A 17,494-nucleotide genomic window follows, 5' to 3' on the forward strand; every position below is an offset into this window, starting at 1 on the left:
CAACCGCCTCCACATAGGCCAATCACCCAGCATCATCCCAGCTCACTGGCTTGCCGAGCGAGAACGCAACGGCCCTGTCCGAGTACGACTGCTCGACCTGCCGCGGTTTCATCAAGCACTTCGGCAACGTCGTTGAGATCGACGACGGGCGGGTCCGTACCGTCTGGTCCGGGGTGTCGGCCTCCGACCCGGTCTTCTCGGTCGTCGCCGCTGCTCTGGACGAGTTCGTTCTGTCGCTGCCGTTGTCCACCATCTTCCGGTCCACTCAGGCGCAGTACGGGACGAAGACGACCCGAACGCTGCGCGAAGGCCAGGTCGAGGTGTGGCACCACCTGCACGGCCGGGTGGCGAAGCGGCATCGCATCGAAGACGTCTGCGCGGCACAGGGCAACTTCGACGCCGCGGTGCAGGTCTTCCAGCGTGGCCTGGCCGAGCTCACCCAGGACGCTCTGGACACCATCGTTGACCTTATCGACGACAACGCCCTCTATCGCGGCACGGAGCATCGTCGGGCGGTGACCGAGTTTCGGTCGCTGCAGAACCGGTGGGCGCAGGCGATCGACCGGCGGGCCTTCGTCTTCGCCAACGCCATGAACCCGGCGGCCCGGCTCCGCAACACGGTGATCGGCACCCTCGTCCAAGACCTCTCCGCGGGTGTCGACCTGGAGCAGGCGGTCCGGTCGTTCGAGACGAAGGTGGCACCGCAGAATTACCAGCGTCCCACGGCGTTGATCACCCCGGCCATGGTCAAGGCTGCCATGAAGACTATCGACGAGTTGGGCATCGAGGAGTCGTTGCAGCGACGGTTCGCCCGGCTGTCCGATCTGTCGGTCACCAACGTGCTGTGGGTCGACAACGACACACAGCCGCAGATGAAGGACGGCATCGAAGGGCTGCTCCTGCAGGCGGCCACCCCCGGTCGTCAGGTGCGGGCCTTCGGGACGCGAATCCGGAGGAGATTCCCGTGGTCTCCTTCATGAAAGACATCCTGCCCGGTGCCGCGACCATCGAGCTGTGGGTCGCCAACAGCCACGAACCGCACCTCGTCAGTCTCACCACCGGCCGGCATCCAGCCGCCCCGCGGTTGTTCACCTGGGACAACGATTTCGCCTGGTCGTACGGCGGCAACGTCACCGACTCGATCAGGGAGAAGGTCAAGCGGGCCGGCGGCAACGTCACCGGCAAGCTGCGGGTGAGCCTGTCCTGGTTCAACCACGACGACCTCGACCTGCATGTGTACGAACCCAACGGCGACCACATCTGGTACCAGGAGAAGCGCAACAAGCTGGACGTCGACATGAACGCGGGCGGGACGCTCTCCCGCGAGCCGGTGGAAAACGTCACCTGGACCGACCGTGTACCCGACGGTGAGTACCGGATCGAGGTGAACCAGTACTGCAGGCGGGACAGCAGCGACGTCGGCTTCGTGATCGAGACCGAGAGCAACGGGAAGATCGAGAATTACCGGCACGAGCGGGCGGTCGGCCACAACGAGACTGTCGAGGTGGGCCGGATGACGGTTGCCGGCGGGGTGATCACCGCTTTCCGGCCAGGTAAGGACATGCAGCCGGGCAGCGCCAGCAAGGAACTGTGGGGCATCACCACCGAACAGTTCGTGCCGGTGTCCACCATCATGTACTCGCCGAACTACTTCGACGACAGCGAGGTCGGCAACCGCCACTACTTCTTCATGCTGAAGGGGTGCGTGAACGACCAGCCGACCCGGGGAATCTACAACGAGTTCCTCCGCAGCGACCTGCAACCCCACCGCAAGGTGTTCGAGGTACTCGGCGACCGCACCAAGTGTGAGCCGTCTGCGGATCAGCTGTCCGGCCTCGGCTTCAGCTTCACGGTCCGCAGCTCCGTGATCGCCAAGGTGACCATGACCGGCGGCCGGCGCCGCCTCATCAGCATCCAGTTCTGATTCGTCACCCAGACACCCGAGAAAGGCTACCGTGACCATTTTCGAGAAGGCCACGCGAGAAAAGTTCCGCTACCCGTCGACCAAGGGACTGCTGACCACGGAACAGCTGTGGGAGCTTCCGCTTACCGCCAAGTCCGGCTTCAGCCTCGATGACGTGGCCAAGGCCGTCAACGCCGAGCTCAAGGCCATCGACACCGAGTCGTTCGTGGCCACCGAGACCAATCCGGCCAAGGCAACCTTGGAGACCAAGTTGGAGGTCGTCAAGCACGTCATCGCCATCCGCATCGCGGAGGATCAGGCGGCGAAGGCAGCGGCCGCCAAGAAGCTGGAGAAGGAGAAGCTGCTGGCGGTCCTGAGCCGCAAGCAGGATGCGGCCCTGGAGAACCTGACCGAGGCAGAGCTGCTGGCCCGAATCAACAACCTGTAGCCTGCCGACGATCAGAGTCTGCGAGCGGGCCGCACATCGCCGAGAGGTACGGCCGACATGCAAGACCTGTGCGACCAGGTTGGCACCCAACCAGCCACTGCTCGGCGATCTCGCATCCGCACAACAGTGACCGCGACGCCCTCTCTCATCGGCACGACCGCGCGTCGATCGTCGCCGCGCGTCCGTCATGCACCGTGACACTCGGATCGGTTACGGGCGTTGTTGTCTCGTTCGACCGGCTGGTGCACGACGGGTCCCTCCTCGAAGAGCTCTTCGAGTACGAGTGGGCCTGCCTGGTGACCCTTGTCGGCGAAGGTCATCGCGTTCGGGTCAGCGCGTCGATCATGCGGGCTGCGGTCAGGTCATGGACTGAGCCGGTAGCGCTGGCGAAGCCCAGATGAGGCGGTCGGCGGCGTCGGAGATGACCTGGACGTTCATGTCGTGGTGCTTGCGTTTCCCGGAGTGGTACGGCTTCTGGTCGGCGAGGCGGTCGATCGGGGTCAGGGTGCCGTCGCAGATCGCGTACGCCAGTAGGCGGATCCGGTCGATGGCGGTGGTCAGGTCGTCGGCGGTCGCCGCGAGTGGGGCTATCGCTTCCTGCGCGTACCGCCAGGCGGTGCTCACGCCGACGGTGAGCCTGGCAGCCAGCCGGGTGTAGGTGTCACCGTTGCGCAGGTGAGCCAGGGCGAGTAGTGCCTGCCGTTCCGCGTCGAGGCGTCGCCACCCGGATCGGCGCTGGTTGCGGTGGCTGCGGATGCGGTCAGCGAGGTGGTTCAAGGTCCGGCTGGACAGCGAGATCGTGGACGGGTAAGGCAGCACAGGCGAGGCTCCCGTGTCGGGGCATCGGGTTTCGGTCGATCTGCTGTCTTACCTGGAGCCTCGCCCTCATCGACACCCGGCTACACACCATTTCGGACCTGCAGGATCAGGTTGGAAAAGTCTCACGGGTGCGGCATCGAGTTGGCGAACAGATTATCGATGTCGAAGCACAGTTTCGAAACGCCCCTTCTCCGTGGTGTGTTCCGGGGAGGCCGTCGAGATCCTGCGCGTCGAAGTCGCATTCCCACGGCAGTGACACGTGTTCCAGGTCAACTGCGGTGACCCGCTCACCAAATCGACTGCCGGTGAGTACCTGTACGCGATGACCGCAGCGGCGGAGTTCGGTTGCGACGGGCAGTAGTGCTGCCAGGTGCCCGATGATCGGCGAGCCGGAAGCCCTGGTAGAAGTGCAGGTGAGCGCACTGCCAATCGCTGAGACTGCGGGATTCGCGATACGAGCATGCTGAATTGCCTCGTTCCGGTGCCAGTGACGACCATCTGTGCGGGTGTGCTCTTCATGCCTTTTTCGTGTGATCTACATGGGCGTGTATGCAGATCTAACCTGTTGCCTCGCTGGCGGCTGCTGGTAGCGTCGAGAACTGTTCCGCCGAAAACCGACAAGTTATGGCGATGGGTCCGCGCCGATCTGCTCGGCTCGCGGTTTGTTTCTGGAGACGGACTGTGTCGCGTCGATATGTAACTGCGGATATGTCCCGGGAAGAAGTGGCGAGGACATCGTTTTCATCCCCGCCTGCTGTTCCAGCCGGACCGTGCCGGGAATCGCCGCACGCTGCGTGCCGCGGCTGCGGACCGGCCGAGATCGACAGGCGCTTGAGTCGACTGCCGCCGGGTGCCCGACCTCGGCGGGACCGGCTGCGTCGCGGCCGGTCTGTGTGTCCCCGACCTCGCGCCAACGGGCCGCCCGCCCACCGGGCCGAGTCGAGACGCGGCCGCGCGCCCACCACACCTGCGGCTCGTCGGCGCGGTCCCAGCCGGCGCGGGCCAGTACCGCCGGAGTCCAGAGTCGTCACAGGAAGAGGATGAGATGTCGAATTTCGAGAGTCTGTCCCGGCTGGACCTCTCCTACCCGGAGGATGTCCAACGCATCCGTACCCGGGCGGACGTAGAGCTCTATTACGAGGTCCGCGGCGAGGGTACCCCGATCACGCTGCTGAACCACTTCCTGATGAGCGCCCCGCTGTGGCGGGTGTTCACCGAGGATCTGGCGCGTAGCTATCGCCTGATCAGCTACGACCTGTGCAACCACGGTGCCTCCTCGCACGTGGCCGAGGAACCGACCTGGGCCGAGCACGTCGACGACCTGGTCGCGTTGCTCGACGCCCTCGAAATCGAGTCGACGTACCTGATCGCGGCGTCGGCCTCCACCGTGCTGGCCCGGGACATGGCGCTGACGCACCCGGACCGGGTCAAGGGCATGGTGCTGGCCGGTCCGGTCTACGGACCCAAGGGCATGCGGCGCCAGCGGCAGTTGCAGCGGGCCTGGCTGCGGACCATCGAGAGCCACGGCATCGTGGGCTTCTACGAGCACCTCTACCCGGAGCTGTTCAGCGCCGAGATGAACGAGGCGCTCGGCACCCCCGGCTTCCTCGGCCTGCGCGAGGCCTTCACCGCGGTCACCACCCTCGAGGACCTGGTCAACGGGCTGAACCGGTCACTCGTCGACGACCACAAGCCGGAGCAGGCGGCGGCCGTCCAGGCGCCGACGCTGATCGTGGTCGGCGACGACGATCTGCTGCTGAGCCCGACCGGTGCCCGGGAACTGGCCGAGCAGTTCCCCAACGGCAGCTACGAGATCATGCCGCGCGCCGGTCACCAGCCCTTCCTCGACGACGCCCCGGGATTCCAGGCGATCGTCCGCAAGTTCGTCGACGAGGTGCAGTCGCGCGCCTGAGGTGACAACCACTCATTGATGAGGAGGAACCGTGGCGGATCCTGGAGACATCGCGGTGATCGGCATGGCCTGCCGGTTCCCCGGTGGTATCGATTCCCCGGAAAGTCTGTGGAACCTGATCGCGAACGGCGGCGACGTGATCACCGAGATTCCCGCGGACCGATGGGACGCGGATGAGCACTATGACGCCGAGCAGGGGGTGCCGGGCCGTTCGGTGTCGCGCTGGGGCGGCTTCCTGACCGACGCCGGAGGCTTCGACGCGAAGTTCTTCAAGATCGCCGAGCGGGAGGCGCTCGCCACCGACCCGCAGCACCGGGTCCTGCTGGAGACCGCCTGGGAGGCGGTCGAACGATCCGGAACACCGCCGTCCGCGCTCGCCGGCACCCGCACCGGCGTCTTCGTCGGCATCGCCCACGGCGACTACTCGGTGGTCACCCACGGGGTACGGAAGATCCACCCGTACTGGTTCACCGGCACCGCCTTCAGCATGGCCTCCGGGCGGATCTCGTTCGCGTTGGACCTGGCCGGTCCGTCGCTGAGCGTCGACACGGCCTGCTCCTCGGGCCTGACCTCGGTGCACCAGGCGTGCATGAGCATCCGCTCCGGCGAGAGCGACATGGCCCTGGCCGGTGGCGTCATGCTGATGCTGATCCCGGAGCCCGCAGCCGGCGCGTCCGGGCTCGGCATGCTGTCCCGCAGCGGCAGGTGCCGGCCCTTCGACAGGTCCGCCGACGGCTTCGTCCGGGCGGAGGGCTGCGGCATGGTGTTCCTGAAGCGGGCGACCGACGCGTTGGCCGACGGCGACCACATCCTGGCGGTGATCAAGGGCATCGCGACGAACCAGGACGGTCACACCGAAACCATCACCATGCCGTCGCAGGTCGCGCAGGCCGCGGTGCACCGGGCCGCGCTGGCCGACGCCGGGATCACCCCGGAGCAGGTCGGGATGGTGCAGGCGCACGGCACGGGCACGCCCGTCGGTGACCCGATCGAGTTCCGCGCCCTGGCCGAGGTCTACGGCCAGGGCGCCAGCCCCTGCGCGGTGACCTCCGTCAAGTCGAATCTCGGTCACACCGAGTCGGCCGCCGGCACCGCCGGGCTGATCGCCACCGTGCTGGCGTTGCAGCATGGCGTCGTACCCGGGACGCTGCACCTCGAGGAGCTCAACCCCGAGATCAGCGCGTTGAACACCCGGCTCTTCGTGCCCGGCAAGTCGACGCCGTGGCCGGACGTTCCCGGGCCCCGGCGAGCGGGCGTCTCCTCGTTCGGCATGTCCGGCACCAACGTCCACGCCGTGGTCGAGGAAGCGCCCCGGACTCGGCCGGTCGCGGACAACCGGTCGCGGCGATCCGCTGCGCAGCTGGTTCCGCTGTCGGCCAGCGCGCCGGAGGAACTGGGCCCGACCGCCGAGCGGATAGCGGACTGGCTGGCCGTCCACGAGGACGTCACCCTCGCCGATCTCGGATACACCCTGGCACGGCGGCGCGAGCACCGCGCGTTCCGTACCGCCGTGATCGCTTCGGACCGGCCGGAACTGATCGCCGCGCTGCGCGGCGTGGCCGACCAGGTGGCCGAGCGGCCCCCGGCACCGGTGGTCGGTGACGACTCGCGCGGCCCGGTCTGGGTCTTCTCCGGCCAGGGTTCGCAGTGGGCCGGCATGGGTGCCGCGCTCCTGGCGACCGAGCCCGAGTTCGCCGCCATGGTCGCCCGGGTGGAGCCGCTCATCCAGCGCGAGTCGGGCTTCTCGGTGACGGCCGCGATGACCGACCCGGAGACGGTGACCGGCATCGACCGGGTGCAGCCGACGCTCTTCGCCATGCAGGTAGGGCTCGCCGCAGCCTGGCGTGCGGCGGGCGTGCGACCAGCCGCCGTCATCGGGCACTCGCTGGGCGAGGTGGCGGCCTCCGTGGTGTCCGGTGCGCTCTCCCTCGACGACGGCGTCAAGGTGATCTGCCGTCGGTCCCGGCTGTGCGCCCGACTGGCCGGTGCCGGCGCGATGGCCTCCGTCGAACTTCCCGCCGAACGCGTCGAGCAGGAGCTGGCCGCCTACGACGACGTCGTGGTGTCGGTCGTCGCCTCACCGGAGTCCACGGTGATCGGTGGCGCCACCGACCGGGTCCGGGAACTGATCGCGGCGTGGGAGAGCCGGGGCGTGATGGCACGCGAGGTCGCCGTCGACGTCGCCTCGCACTCGCCGCAGGTGGACCCGATCCTGGCCGAGCTGGCCGAAGTCCTCGCCGACCTCACGCCGGCCGCCGGGACGGTGCCCGTCTACGGCACCGCGCTCGACGACCCGCACACGCAGCCGGTCCCCGACGCCGCCTACTGGGTCGACAACCTGCGCCAGCCGGTCCGGTTCGGCGCTGCGGTGCTGGCCGCGCTCGAGGACGGTCACCGCGTCTTCCTGGAGCTGTCCCCGCACCCGCTGCTCACCCGGGCGGTGGAACAGTGCGCCCGGTCGTCCGGGCTGCCCGCAGCCGCCCTGCCGAGTATGCGGCGCGGCCAGGAGACCCCGTACGGCCTGCTCACCAGCCTGATCGAGGTGCATGCGGCCGGTGGCGGGGTCGACTTCTCGCTGCTGCATCCGGACGGTGACCTCGTCGACGCGCCACTGCCCACCTGGGCACGCCAGCACCTGCTGGTCCGGTCCGACCAGTCCCCGCCAGCACACACGGTACGGGTGCATCCGCTGCTCGGCGCGCATGTCCGGCTCGATGAGAGCCCGGAGAGGCACGCCTGGCAGTCCGACGTCGGTACGGCGGTGCTGCCGTGGCTTGTCGACCACCGGGTCGGTGACGTTGCCGCCTACCCCGGCTCGGCGCACTGCGAGGCGGCGCTCAGCGCGGCCGGAGAGGTCTTCGGTGGCGGGGGCGAGGTGCACGGGCTGCGCTTCGAACGCATGCTGCTGCTCAGCGACCATGACGAGGTCACCGCGTCCGCCACGGTGACCGCGCCGGGCCAGGCCCGGTGGGAGGCGACCACGTCGGACAACGGCGAACGGGTCCGGCTGGCCTCCGCCACGCTGCACCCGTCAGCGGACGTCGCCGAACCCGAGCCGATCGACATCGACCTGCTCCTCGACGAGCATTCCGATCCGTTGCCGGGGGACGAGCTGCGGCGGATCGTCGGTGAGCGGGGCATCCAACCCGGACCGGCGTTCGCCGGTGTCACCACCGTCCACCGCCTGCCTGGCCCGGACGGACGGACCGTGCTCGGTGAGGTCGAGCTGCCGTCCGCGCTGCGCAGCGGAAACGACGGTTTCGGTATCCACCCGGCGCTGCTGGACGCCTGCTTCCAGTGCGTGATCGCGATGCCTGCGGTGGCGCAGGAGGTGGCGGACGGCGGCCTGATGGTCCCGCTGGAGGTAGGACGGATCCGCCAGTGGGCACCGTCCGCCGCCGCACGGTACTGCCATCTGCGACTGGTGTCCCACGACAGCACCCGGGTGGTCGCTGACATCCAGCTGACCGATCGCTACGGCGCTGTCCTGCTGACCGTGGAGGGCCTGGTCATGGGCACCAGCGGCAGCGACGAGGAGAGTGCCGGGCAGATCCTGGCCGAGCGGCTGCTCACCGTGGGCTGGCACCGCACCGACCCGCCGCGACCCGCCGAGAGCCGGTCCGACGACTCGTGGCTGATCCTCGCGCCGGACGCGGCGGTCTGCGAGCCGGGCGAGCTCGCCACGGCCCTGCGCGGGCAGGGCGGCAAGGCCGAAGTCCGTCCGTGGTCGTCCGACGGCACTGCGCCCCTCGTGCCGGAGGGCACCTGGCGTGGCGTCGTGCTGCTCTGCCCACGACCGGCCGGACCTGCCGATGAGGACGGCATCGCCCGCGGCCGCGACCTGGTGCAGGCGGTTGTCGGGGTCGCGCAGGAACTCGCCGCGTTCGGTGGCACACCGCCCCGGCTCTACGCGGTCACCCAGTCCGCACAGCAGGTCCTGACCGGCGACGTGGTCAACCTCGAACACGCCGGGGTACGCGGCCTGCTGCGCGTGATCGGCGCCGAGTTCCCCGATGTCCGGGCCACCCAGATCGACGTCGACGAGGCGGTGGTCGAGGCGCTCGCCGCCGAACTCGCCGCCGACAGCCCCGAGGACGAGACCGCCTGGCGCGCCGGGCACCACTACACCGCCCGGCTCGAGCGGGCCCCGCTCGCCGTCGGGGAACGGCACCGAACGGTCATCGACCCCGATGCCGACGGTTACCGGCTGGAGATCCGCCACCCGGGCGACCTGGACTCGCTGGAGCTGGCCGTCGTCGCGCGCCGTAGCCCCGGCCCGGGCGAGATCGAGATCGCGATCGGCGCCGGCGGCATCAACTTCGTCGACGTACTGGTGGCGCACGGCAACGGCTTCAGCTACGAGGGGGAGATCCCCGGCTTGGGCGTGGACTGTGCCGGGACCGTGGTCCGGGTCGGCGACGAGGTCACCGGGTTCGCGGTCGGCGATCGGGTGATGACCGCCGTCGGTGTCACCGACGGCGCGTGGGGGAGCCACGTCACTGTCGACGCCCGGCTCGCCGCCCCGCTGCCGTCCGGGCTGAGCATCGAGGAGGGGGCGGCGACCCCTGCGGTCTACGCCACCGCCTGGTACGCCCTGCACGAGCTGGCCCGGCTACGGCCCGGCGAGCGCGTCCTCATCCACTCGGCCACCGGTGGCACCGGGCAGGCCGCGGTTGCCATCGCCCGCCGGATCGGCGCGGAGATCTTCGCGACCGCCGGCAGCGCGGACCGCCGGGAATGGCTGCGCTCGACAGGTATCACGCACGTCTACGACTCCCGCAGCCTGGAGTTCGCCGACCAGATCCGCGAGGACACCGGCGGTGCGGGCGTCGATGTGGTGCTGAACTCGCTCACCGGCGCGGCGCAGCGGGCGAGCCTGGATCTGCTGACCTTCGGCGGCAGGTTCGTCGAGATCGGCAAACGTGACATCTACGGCGACTCCCGGCTGGACCTTGCCCCGTTCCGGCGCAACCTGGCCTTCTACAGCGTCGATCTGGAGCTGATGGCAGGTGTTGATCCGGGACTGCTCGGTCGGCTGCTCCGCGAGGTGGCGGAGCTGATGAGCCGCGGCGAGCTGCCGGCACCGATGGTCACCGCGTTTCCGCTGAGTGAGGCGGCGACCGCGATCCGGACCATGGCGGCGGCCCAGCACACCGGCAAGTTCGTGCTCACCACAGCGGTCGAGTCCGGAACGCCTGTGGTGGTGCCGCCGGACCGGTTCCCGGCGTTCCGCGCCGACGGCGCGTACCTCATCACCGGCGGACTGGGCGGCCTCGGTCTGCGGCTGGCCCGGCACCTCGCCGAGGCGGGCTGCGGCCGGATCGTGCTGAACTCGCGGTCCGCGCCGAACGCCGAGGCGGCCGCGGCGATCGCCGCGCTACGCGAGGCCGGGGCCGACGTTCAGGTGGAACTGGGCGACATCGCGGACCCGGGCACCGCGGTCCGGCTGGCCGCCGCCGCCCGGGCCACCGGGCTGCCCCTGCGTGGGGTGCTGCACGCCGCGGCGGTGGTCGAGGACGCCACAGTGCCGAGCATCACCGCCGAGTTGGTGCACCGGGACTGGGCGCCCAAGACGTACGGGGCCTGGCATCTGCACCACGCCACGATCGACGACGACCTGGACTGGTTCTGCTGCTTCTCGTCGGCCGCCGCGCTGCTCGGGTCCCCGGGTCAGGGCGCCTACGCCGCCGCGAACAGCTGGCTGGACGGGTTCGCGCACTGGCGGCGCGCGCAGGGGTTGCCGGTGACCGCGATCGCGTGGGGCGCCTGGGCTGAGATCGGCCGCGGCGCGGTTCTCAGCGAATCCGGTGACACCACGATGATCACGCCTGACGAGGGGGTCCGCGCCTTCGACACCCTGCTGCGGCACACCAGGACCTTCACCGGGTACGTCCCGCAGTCCCGGGCGCCGTGGCTGACCTCGCTCGCCCGCCGCAGTCCGTTCGCGGCGGCGTTCCAGGACAGCCAGCCAGCGCAGTCGCAGTCGTCGGCGTTGCTCAGCGAAGTGCGGGCACTGCCGGCCGGTGAGCGGGTCGGCTGGCTGAGCAAGTTCCTGGCCCGGGAGGCCGGCGCGATCGTCCGTGGGAATGTCGACCCCGGCCGGCCGTTCCACGACTACGGTCTGGACTCACTCGGCAATCTGGAGCTGCGGACCAGGGTCGAGACCAGCCTGGGTATCCGGGTCGCCCCCAAGGCGATCGCCACCAACAACTCGGCCCGGGCGCTGGCCCAGCACCTGGCCGAGCTGCTCGGCGAGCAGGAGGCGCGGTGACGGCGATCCTGTTGACCGGGGTGACGGGGTCCCTCGGCGGCCATCTCGCCGCGGCGCTGCTCGCCCAGCCACACCCGGTGATCTACTGCCTGGTCCGGGCGACCGGACCGGCGGCGGCCGATCGCCGGCTGCGGGAGCGGATGGCAGAGGTCGGCGTGGACGATCCGCAGCGTCTGATCGCGGTGCCGGCCGACCTGGATCGTCCCGGTCTCGGCATGCCACCGAAGGTCTGGAACGACCTGGCCGAACGGGTCTCGCGGATCTATCACAGCGCCGCGTCCGTGCACATGACCGCGCCGTACCACGATCTGGCACCGTCGAATGTGGGCGGAACCAGGGCGCTCGTGGAACTGGCCACGGCCGCCGGTCGGCCGGTCGGCTTCCACTTCGTCTCCACGATCGCGGTGTTCGCCGATGCGGCCAGGGCCGGACTGTCCCGGGTGGACGAGATGACCCCGCCGTCGATGGCGACGTCCGGGCACCTCGGCTACCCGCGATCGAAGGTGGCCGCCGAACGGGTCGTCACCCGGGCCGCCGAGCGTGGCGTGACGGCCACGATCTATCGGCCGGGTCTGGTGACCGGGCATTCCGGCACCGGTGGCACCTCCACGTCCGACCTGCTCATGCCGCTGCTGAGGGCGGCCGTCGCGGTCGGGGCGGTACCCGAGCGGGTCGAGGCGGTGCCGATGGACGCTGTCGATCAGGTCGCCGGCAACCTGGCCCGGCTGTCCGTCGGGCCGTCGGCCGCCGGGCGGGCGTATCACCTGGTGAAGCCGCAGCCGGTGGCGCTCACCCATGGATTCGACGCGCTGCGCCGGGCGGGGTATCCGCTGGACTCCCTGCCCGGCCCGGTCTGGTGGGAACGGGCGACCGAACGGGCCACCCATCCGGACGTGGCACCGCTGATTCAGATGGGGAAGATCGGGCGGCGGATGCTGGGCCTGGAGCCGGCGTATCCGATGCCGGAGATCAGCGCGGAGCACACCTGGGCGGCCCTGCGCGCTGCGGAGCCGGCGCCGCCGTCGGTGCCGCTGGACGACGCGTTCTTCGACCGCCTCATCGCGTACGGCTTCAGCCAGGCGATCCGGGAGCGGCCGATCCTGACCCGCTGAGGACCCCGCGGAACCAGGCCCCGTGCATCTCGCGGGGCCTGGTTCCGTTGCCGGGATCCGTACCGGCGGAGACCACTGTGCCCGGGGGTTCGTCGTCGAACCCCGCGACGAGCCTCAGGCGCCCCACAGTCGTGGAGCGCCTGAGGTGGTGGTGCCGAGGATCAGCTCGTGGTCGTCAGCGAGGCGGCCTGCGCCACGAGCGCCTTCCGGTCGATCTTGCCGTTGAGGCTCAGCGGAAGCTTCGCCACGTGCACCAGGAAACGCGGGGTCATGTACGTGGGCAGCCGCCCCGCCAGGAAGTCCCGCAACTCCGGATCGGAGACGGCCTCCCCGGTGAAGAACCCGGCCAGCTCCACGATGCCGTCGTCGGCCGGGCAGGGCACCACGGCGGCCTCTTCCAGGCCAGGGTGCGCCCGCAGGGCCGCCTCGATGTCACCCGGCTCGATCCGGTAGCCGTGCACCTTCACCTGGTTGTCGACACGTCCCAGGTAGACCGCCACTGCGTCGTCGAACCGGACCCGGTCACCGGTGCGGTACCAGTGCCGCTCGTCCGGTCGTCCGGGACCGTCGTGGGTGCCGAGGAGTTCACCGTCCCACAGCACGAACCGGCCACGGTTGTGCGCGGGATCCAGATATCCGTCGAACCGCTGCGGGCCACGGACCAGCAGCTCACCCTCGTCGGCGGCGGTGCCGTCATCGTCGAGTACCACGTATTCGACGGTGGGGTAGACCCGCCCGATCGGGACGGTGCCGTTCGGCGTGGCCGGCTGCTCGGTCGGATCCTGGGGCAGCAGGTGGGTCAGGCAGGTCACCGTCGCCTCGCTGGGTCCGTACACGTTGGCCACCGCGCTGTTCGGTGCGGCCTCCCGCCAGGCCCGTACGTGCTCGGGCGTCAGCGCCTCACCGCCGAAGATGCTCCACCGCAGGTCCGGCAGCCCGCCGGTGGTCAGGTCGCCCAGCCACCTGGCCATGGTGACCGATGCCGGCGTCGAGACCCAGTGCGTGATGCCCTGCCCGGCGATGAACTTCGCCGGGGCGAGCAGGTCCGTCTTCGTCGGCACCACCACCGTCCCACCGGACGCCCACGCGGTCCACAGCGGGATCATCGACATGTCCCAGGACAGGTCGGCCGTCTGGGCGACCCGGGCACCGGCGCGGTCGGCGAACATCGGCACGAAGTGCCCGACCCAGGCGGCGAAGTTGCGGTGCCGGATCGGCACGCCCTTCGGGCTGCCGGTCGACCCGGACGTGAAGATGATGTAGGCCAGGTCATCGACGTCCGGGGTGCCGGCCTCGACGGACGGGCCGTCACCGGTGAAGGTGGCGGCGTCGTCCGGCATCGACAGCAGCCGGACGCCGGTGGCGGCCCGCACCTGCGCGGCGAGTTCCCGCTCGGCGTCGGCGTGCACAAGCACGTCCAGCCCGGCCAGCCGGGCGATCTCCGCGTTGCGGACCGGCGGGAACTCGGTGTTGAGACAGATCACCGTGTCACCCAGCCGCAGGCTGGCCAGGTAGGCGACATAGGTGGCCGCCACCGTCCGGGAGGCGAGGACACCGATCCGGCGCGGGGGACGCCCGGTCCGGTCTCCTGCCGTCCCGGCGATGGCGGCGGCGGCCCGGCCCGCGGCCGCATCGAGTTCGGCGTACGTGAAGTCGGCACCGGCCACGCTCAGGGCGGTGCGGGTGGGGTGGGCGCGTACGGTGGCGCCGAACCACTCGTACATCGCCGGAGTCGGGCTCACGGGTCACGCCTGCCGTCGGCCTGCTCGGCGAACACTGTGTAGATGCCGCGTACCGTGCGCTCCTCGAAGAGCGTGCCGACCTCCGGACGGCGGCCGGCGTGCTGCTCCATCGCCACGAACAGCCGCACCCGGTGCAGCGACCGCCAGTTCACCTCCTGATCGAAGCTGTTCTCCAGATCCGGATCGGCCAGCGGCAGCCGCAGTTCGTCGCGGACGATGCGGATGAACTCAGCCTGCCCGATCACTCCGGGAGCTCCGCAGTGATCTCGATAACCGCGGCGCTGAACATGAAGCCGGTGCCCGAGCCGGCGAGCACGACCCGGTCGCCGGGCTTGGCCTTCCGGGCCTCCAGCAGGTGGGTCAGCCCGGCGAACTGGTCGCCCGCGCCCAGGTGCCCACAGCGGCGGCCCCAGTCCCAGGTGGTACGGGAGATGTCAATACCGAACGCCTTGCGCGCGTCCCAGTCGGTGAGTGCCAGCCCCTGGTTCGGGAAGATCCACCAGGCGACGTCCGTGGGCTCCAACCCGGCCTCGGCCAACGCCTGCTCGATGACGAGCATCTCCTTCTGCTGCAACGCCTGCACCATGGGGACGTAGATCTCGGGGCCCTTCTCGGCCAGATAGGCGTGCACCCGGGCGTTGATGTTCACCGGCCAGCCGTTCCCGCCGCTCACGTCGCTCCACGGCTCCGCGCCGATCTGGATGTCGCCGTAGGTGGTGTCGCCGGTGGTCGCGCTGCTCACCAGCCGGGCGATTCCTGAGGACCGGCAGAGCAGCAGCGCGGTGCCGCCGTCGCCGAAGAGCATCCCGGAGGCGGTGGCGTAGCGGTTGTAGCCGGGCTCCACGAACCGGTCGGCGGTGGTGAGCAGCGCCGCGGAGGTGTCCGGTCGGGCAGTCAGATAACCCGCCGCCAGCTCCAGGGCGGCCATGCCGCCGTTAGACGCCTGGCGCATTTCCACGGCGAAGCCGTCGCCGCGGACGGTGCGGCCCTGGATGTACGCGGCCGGTGCGAAGTCGTCCAGGCCCTGGTGCGCGATGTAGGAGTGGACCACCAGGTCGACCTGCGAGGCCCGGTCACCGGCACGGGCCACCGCCGCTGCCGCCGCTCGCACCGCCAGGTCGATGGTGGGTCCCTCGTCGTCCACCCGGGTGGCGAGGAAGCCGCTCGCCTCATTCTCCTTCGCCGCGTAACGCCCGTCGGCCACGGCGCTCTCGGTGGTCTCCTCACGACCCAGAGTCATTGCCACGGACCCGATGTAAAGGTCATTCCAAAGCACTGTGCGCCTCCCCTTGTGTCGAAATTCGAGGTCAGTCCTCGCCGTCGTTGTAGACCACGTCGAGCGTTCCGGCGGAGTTGACAGTGGCCGTGGCCGGCAGCCGGTAGGAAGGGCTCCAACGCAGCCGATCCTCGAGCCGGTACGACGTCCGGAGCGTCAACTTCCGGCCGTTCTTCGCAACGATGCTGCCCTCGTAGGGGGTGACTTTTCCGATGTCGGTCATCACGGTGAACATCGGTTTCGCCAGGCCGCTGAGATACCCGCTGCCGGAGATTTCCGAGGCGAGCCGCAGCCCTTTCGCCACGGTCGTACGGAACTCGTCCGTGCCCACCATCGGAACTGCGTGGAAGAGGTAGTGCGGGATGAACCGCAGCGTCCGCTGCCGGTCGTAGAGCTCGATGAGCGTCTCGGCCTCGTCATTGACGCCCTTGAGCAGGACGTTCTGGCTGTAGAGACGCACGCCCCGCTGCTGCAGGGCGCCGAATACCTCGACCGCCTCCGGCTGCAACTCGAACGGATGGTTGACCTGCACACCGATCTCGAACTGGAAACGGTCGGCGAACTCCTCGAACACCCGGTAGGTGTCCGCGGTGAACGCGCCCGGGTTCTGCACCGGCAGCCGGGTGCCCATCCGGACGGTGATGATGTTCTCCGCGCTGGTGGCCACCGCGGCCAGCAGCTCGTTGAGCTTGCGCGGCGAGATCAGGGGGTCTCCGCCGGTGATCAGGATCTCGCGCAGGTCCTCGTCACGCTTCAGGAAGTCCGCGATGGCGCCGATCTGATCCGTGCCCAAGGTGTGCGGATCGTAGAGGCCGCGGACGCAGAACACGCACTCGCTGGCACAGGCGGAGAGCATGTCGATGACGACGACCCGTCGGTAGAGGCGCTCCAGGCCCTTGGGAAAGTCACTCGACATGACCGCGTCGAAGTGCCGCGTGTTGTTGCCGAAACTCGGGCCGGTCGACGGCATTCGGAAATACTGGTTGTAGATGCCGCGATAGGCGCCGGAATTCTCCCCGTGCTGCTTTTTCGCGCGTTCCAGCAGCTCCTGCGTGTACTTGTGAACCCGAGGCTTCTGTGTTTCGGTGATTACTCGGAGAAGTCCAGCCATGGTCGGTCATCCCTTACCCTAATGATGCCAACGAAAAAGCGCTTGGCATGCCGCATCAAGGACTGGTACCCGCCTGCGAGATCACGGGATCAAGTGCTGCCTTCGCGGTCGGTCACGAATATCCCGCCGAACGTTTCCGGGTCGCCGGAACGCTTCCGAGGTTACCAACCGCGATCCGGGCCGCAATCGACGTTCTTCATGACTGGATGTGAATTTCGCATCCGTGGTGGGGGCGGATCTCAGCTTTCGGCCCGGTCGATCTGTTGAGCGACGCCGTCGATGAAGACCTGCAGGCCGTAGCGGAACCGTTCCCCCGGATCGGCGCCGGTGAGCGCGGCCAGCGCGGCCGAGTGGTGCGTCGACATCTCGGCGTCGAGCTTCTCGATGCGTTGACGCCAGGTGTCACCCGCCGGGAGTTCGGCCAGCGCCTGCTCCTCGATCACGTGGCCGAGCACGTAGTAGAAGAGGGCGAAGGCGAGCCACCCGGCCTGGGCGGGCGCCAGGCCGGCGGTGCAGAGTGCGGTGATCGCGCGGTCGGCGCCGCGCATCGTGTTCAGGCCGGGAGCGAAGGTGCCGCCCACCACCCGGGCACCGTCCCGGTGTGCCAGCATCGCCGACCGCATCCGGTCACCGAGGACGTACAGCTGCCGGCGCCAGTCGGCCTCCGGCAGCGGATCGCCGAGCCCGTCGACGATCCGGTCCGCCAGGGCATCGAGCAACGCCTCCTTGTTCGGAAAATGCCGGTAGAGGGCGCTGCCCTGGACATTGAGCGCGGCGCCGAGCCGGCGCATCGTCAGCCCGTCGATCCCCTCGGCGTCCAGCAGCTTCAACGCGCCGTCGACCACGTCAGCCTTGCGCAGCACCCGTCGCTCCTCTGGTTTGACAACGACTTGCGGTCAT

The 17,494-nt window shown here is 69.4% G+C and carries 9 protein-coding genes and 2 pseudogenes; 5 read left to right on the top strand and 6 right to left on the bottom strand.

The genetic code is table 11. From position 1 onward, the window contains the following. Positions 1-77: 77 nt before the first annotated feature. Positions 78-1,924 (top strand): annotated as a pseudogene (locus tag FF096_RS15320) (hypothetical protein); the annotation flags it as partial. A gap of 31 nt (positions 1,925-1,955) precedes the next feature. Then, positions 1,956-2,351: a hypothetical protein gene (locus FF096_RS15325; RefSeq protein WP_309223361.1), complete on the top strand. Its 396-nt coding sequence runs from the start codon at positions 1,956-1,958 to the stop codon at positions 2,349-2,351. Between the two features lie 293 nt (positions 2,352-2,644). On the opposite strand, the pseudogene FF096_RS15330 reads toward FF096_RS15325, so the two are convergent. After that, positions 2,645-3,170: pseudogene (locus FF096_RS15330) on the bottom strand (transposase family protein); the annotation flags it as partial. A gap of 1,045 nt (positions 3,171-4,215) precedes the next feature. Here FF096_RS15330 and FF096_RS15335 point away from each other — a divergent pair. From FF096_RS15335 to FF096_RS15345, 3 genes are read left to right on the top strand one after another with little or no spacing between them, the layout of a single operon-like run. Then, positions 4,216-5,082, top strand: a complete 867-nt coding sequence (locus tag FF096_RS15335; RefSeq protein ID WP_155218686.1) for an alpha/beta fold hydrolase — start codon at positions 4,216-4,218, stop codon at positions 5,080-5,082. 31 nt (positions 5,083-5,113) lie between these two features. After that, on the top strand, positions 5,114-11,353 hold the full coding sequence (gene pks2, locus FF096_RS15340; protein WP_309223362.1) for a sulfolipid-1 biosynthesis phthioceranic/hydroxyphthioceranic acid synthase: 6,240 nt from the start codon (positions 5,114-5,116) through the stop codon (positions 11,351-11,353). Further along, positions 11,350-12,465, top strand: a complete 1,116-nt coding sequence (locus FF096_RS15345) for a thioester reductase domain-containing protein (protein WP_155218689.1) — start codon at positions 11,350-11,352, stop codon at positions 12,463-12,465. Before pks2 ends, FF096_RS15345 begins: the two co-directional genes overlap by 4 nt. Positions 12,466-12,626: 161 nt before the next feature. Here FF096_RS15345 and FF096_RS15350 read toward each other — a convergent pair whose 3' ends face one another. The 5 genes from FF096_RS15350 to FF096_RS15370 form a co-directional block, all read right to left on the bottom strand. After that, the gene (locus FF096_RS15350; RefSeq protein WP_155218691.1) at positions 12,627-14,207 is read right to left on the bottom strand and encodes an AMP-binding protein; all 1,581 of its coding nucleotides are present in this window, start codon (positions 14,205-14,207) and stop codon (positions 12,627-12,629) included. After that, positions 14,204-14,452: an acyl carrier protein gene (locus tag FF096_RS15355; protein ID WP_155218693.1), complete on the bottom strand. Its 249-nt coding sequence runs from the start codon at positions 14,450-14,452 to the stop codon at positions 14,204-14,206. The genes FF096_RS15350 and FF096_RS15355 overlap by 4 nt, the downstream gene beginning before the upstream one ends. After that, a complete protein-coding gene (locus tag FF096_RS15360) occupies positions 14,449-15,447 on the bottom strand; it encodes a ketoacyl-ACP synthase III family protein (protein WP_230462659.1) in 999 nt (332 codons plus the stop codon). The genes FF096_RS15355 and FF096_RS15360 overlap by 4 nt, the downstream gene beginning before the upstream one ends. 67 nt (positions 15,448-15,514) lie before the next feature. Beyond that, positions 15,515-16,594, bottom strand: a complete 1,080-nt coding sequence (locus FF096_RS15365) for a radical SAM protein (RefSeq protein ID WP_155218697.1) — start codon at positions 16,592-16,594, stop codon at positions 15,515-15,517. 239 nt (positions 16,595-16,833) lie between these two features. Further along, positions 16,834-17,457, bottom strand: coding sequence for a TetR/AcrR family transcriptional regulator C-terminal domain-containing protein (locus FF096_RS15370; protein WP_155218699.1), 624 nt, complete (start codon positions 17,455-17,457; stop codon positions 16,834-16,836). Between the last annotated feature and the right edge of the window lie 37 nt (positions 17,458-17,494).

It is taken from the genome of Micromonospora sp. CP22 (genome assembly GCF_009712475.1).
Lineage (GTDB): Bacteria > Actinomycetota > Actinomycetes > Mycobacteriales > Micromonosporaceae > Micromonospora.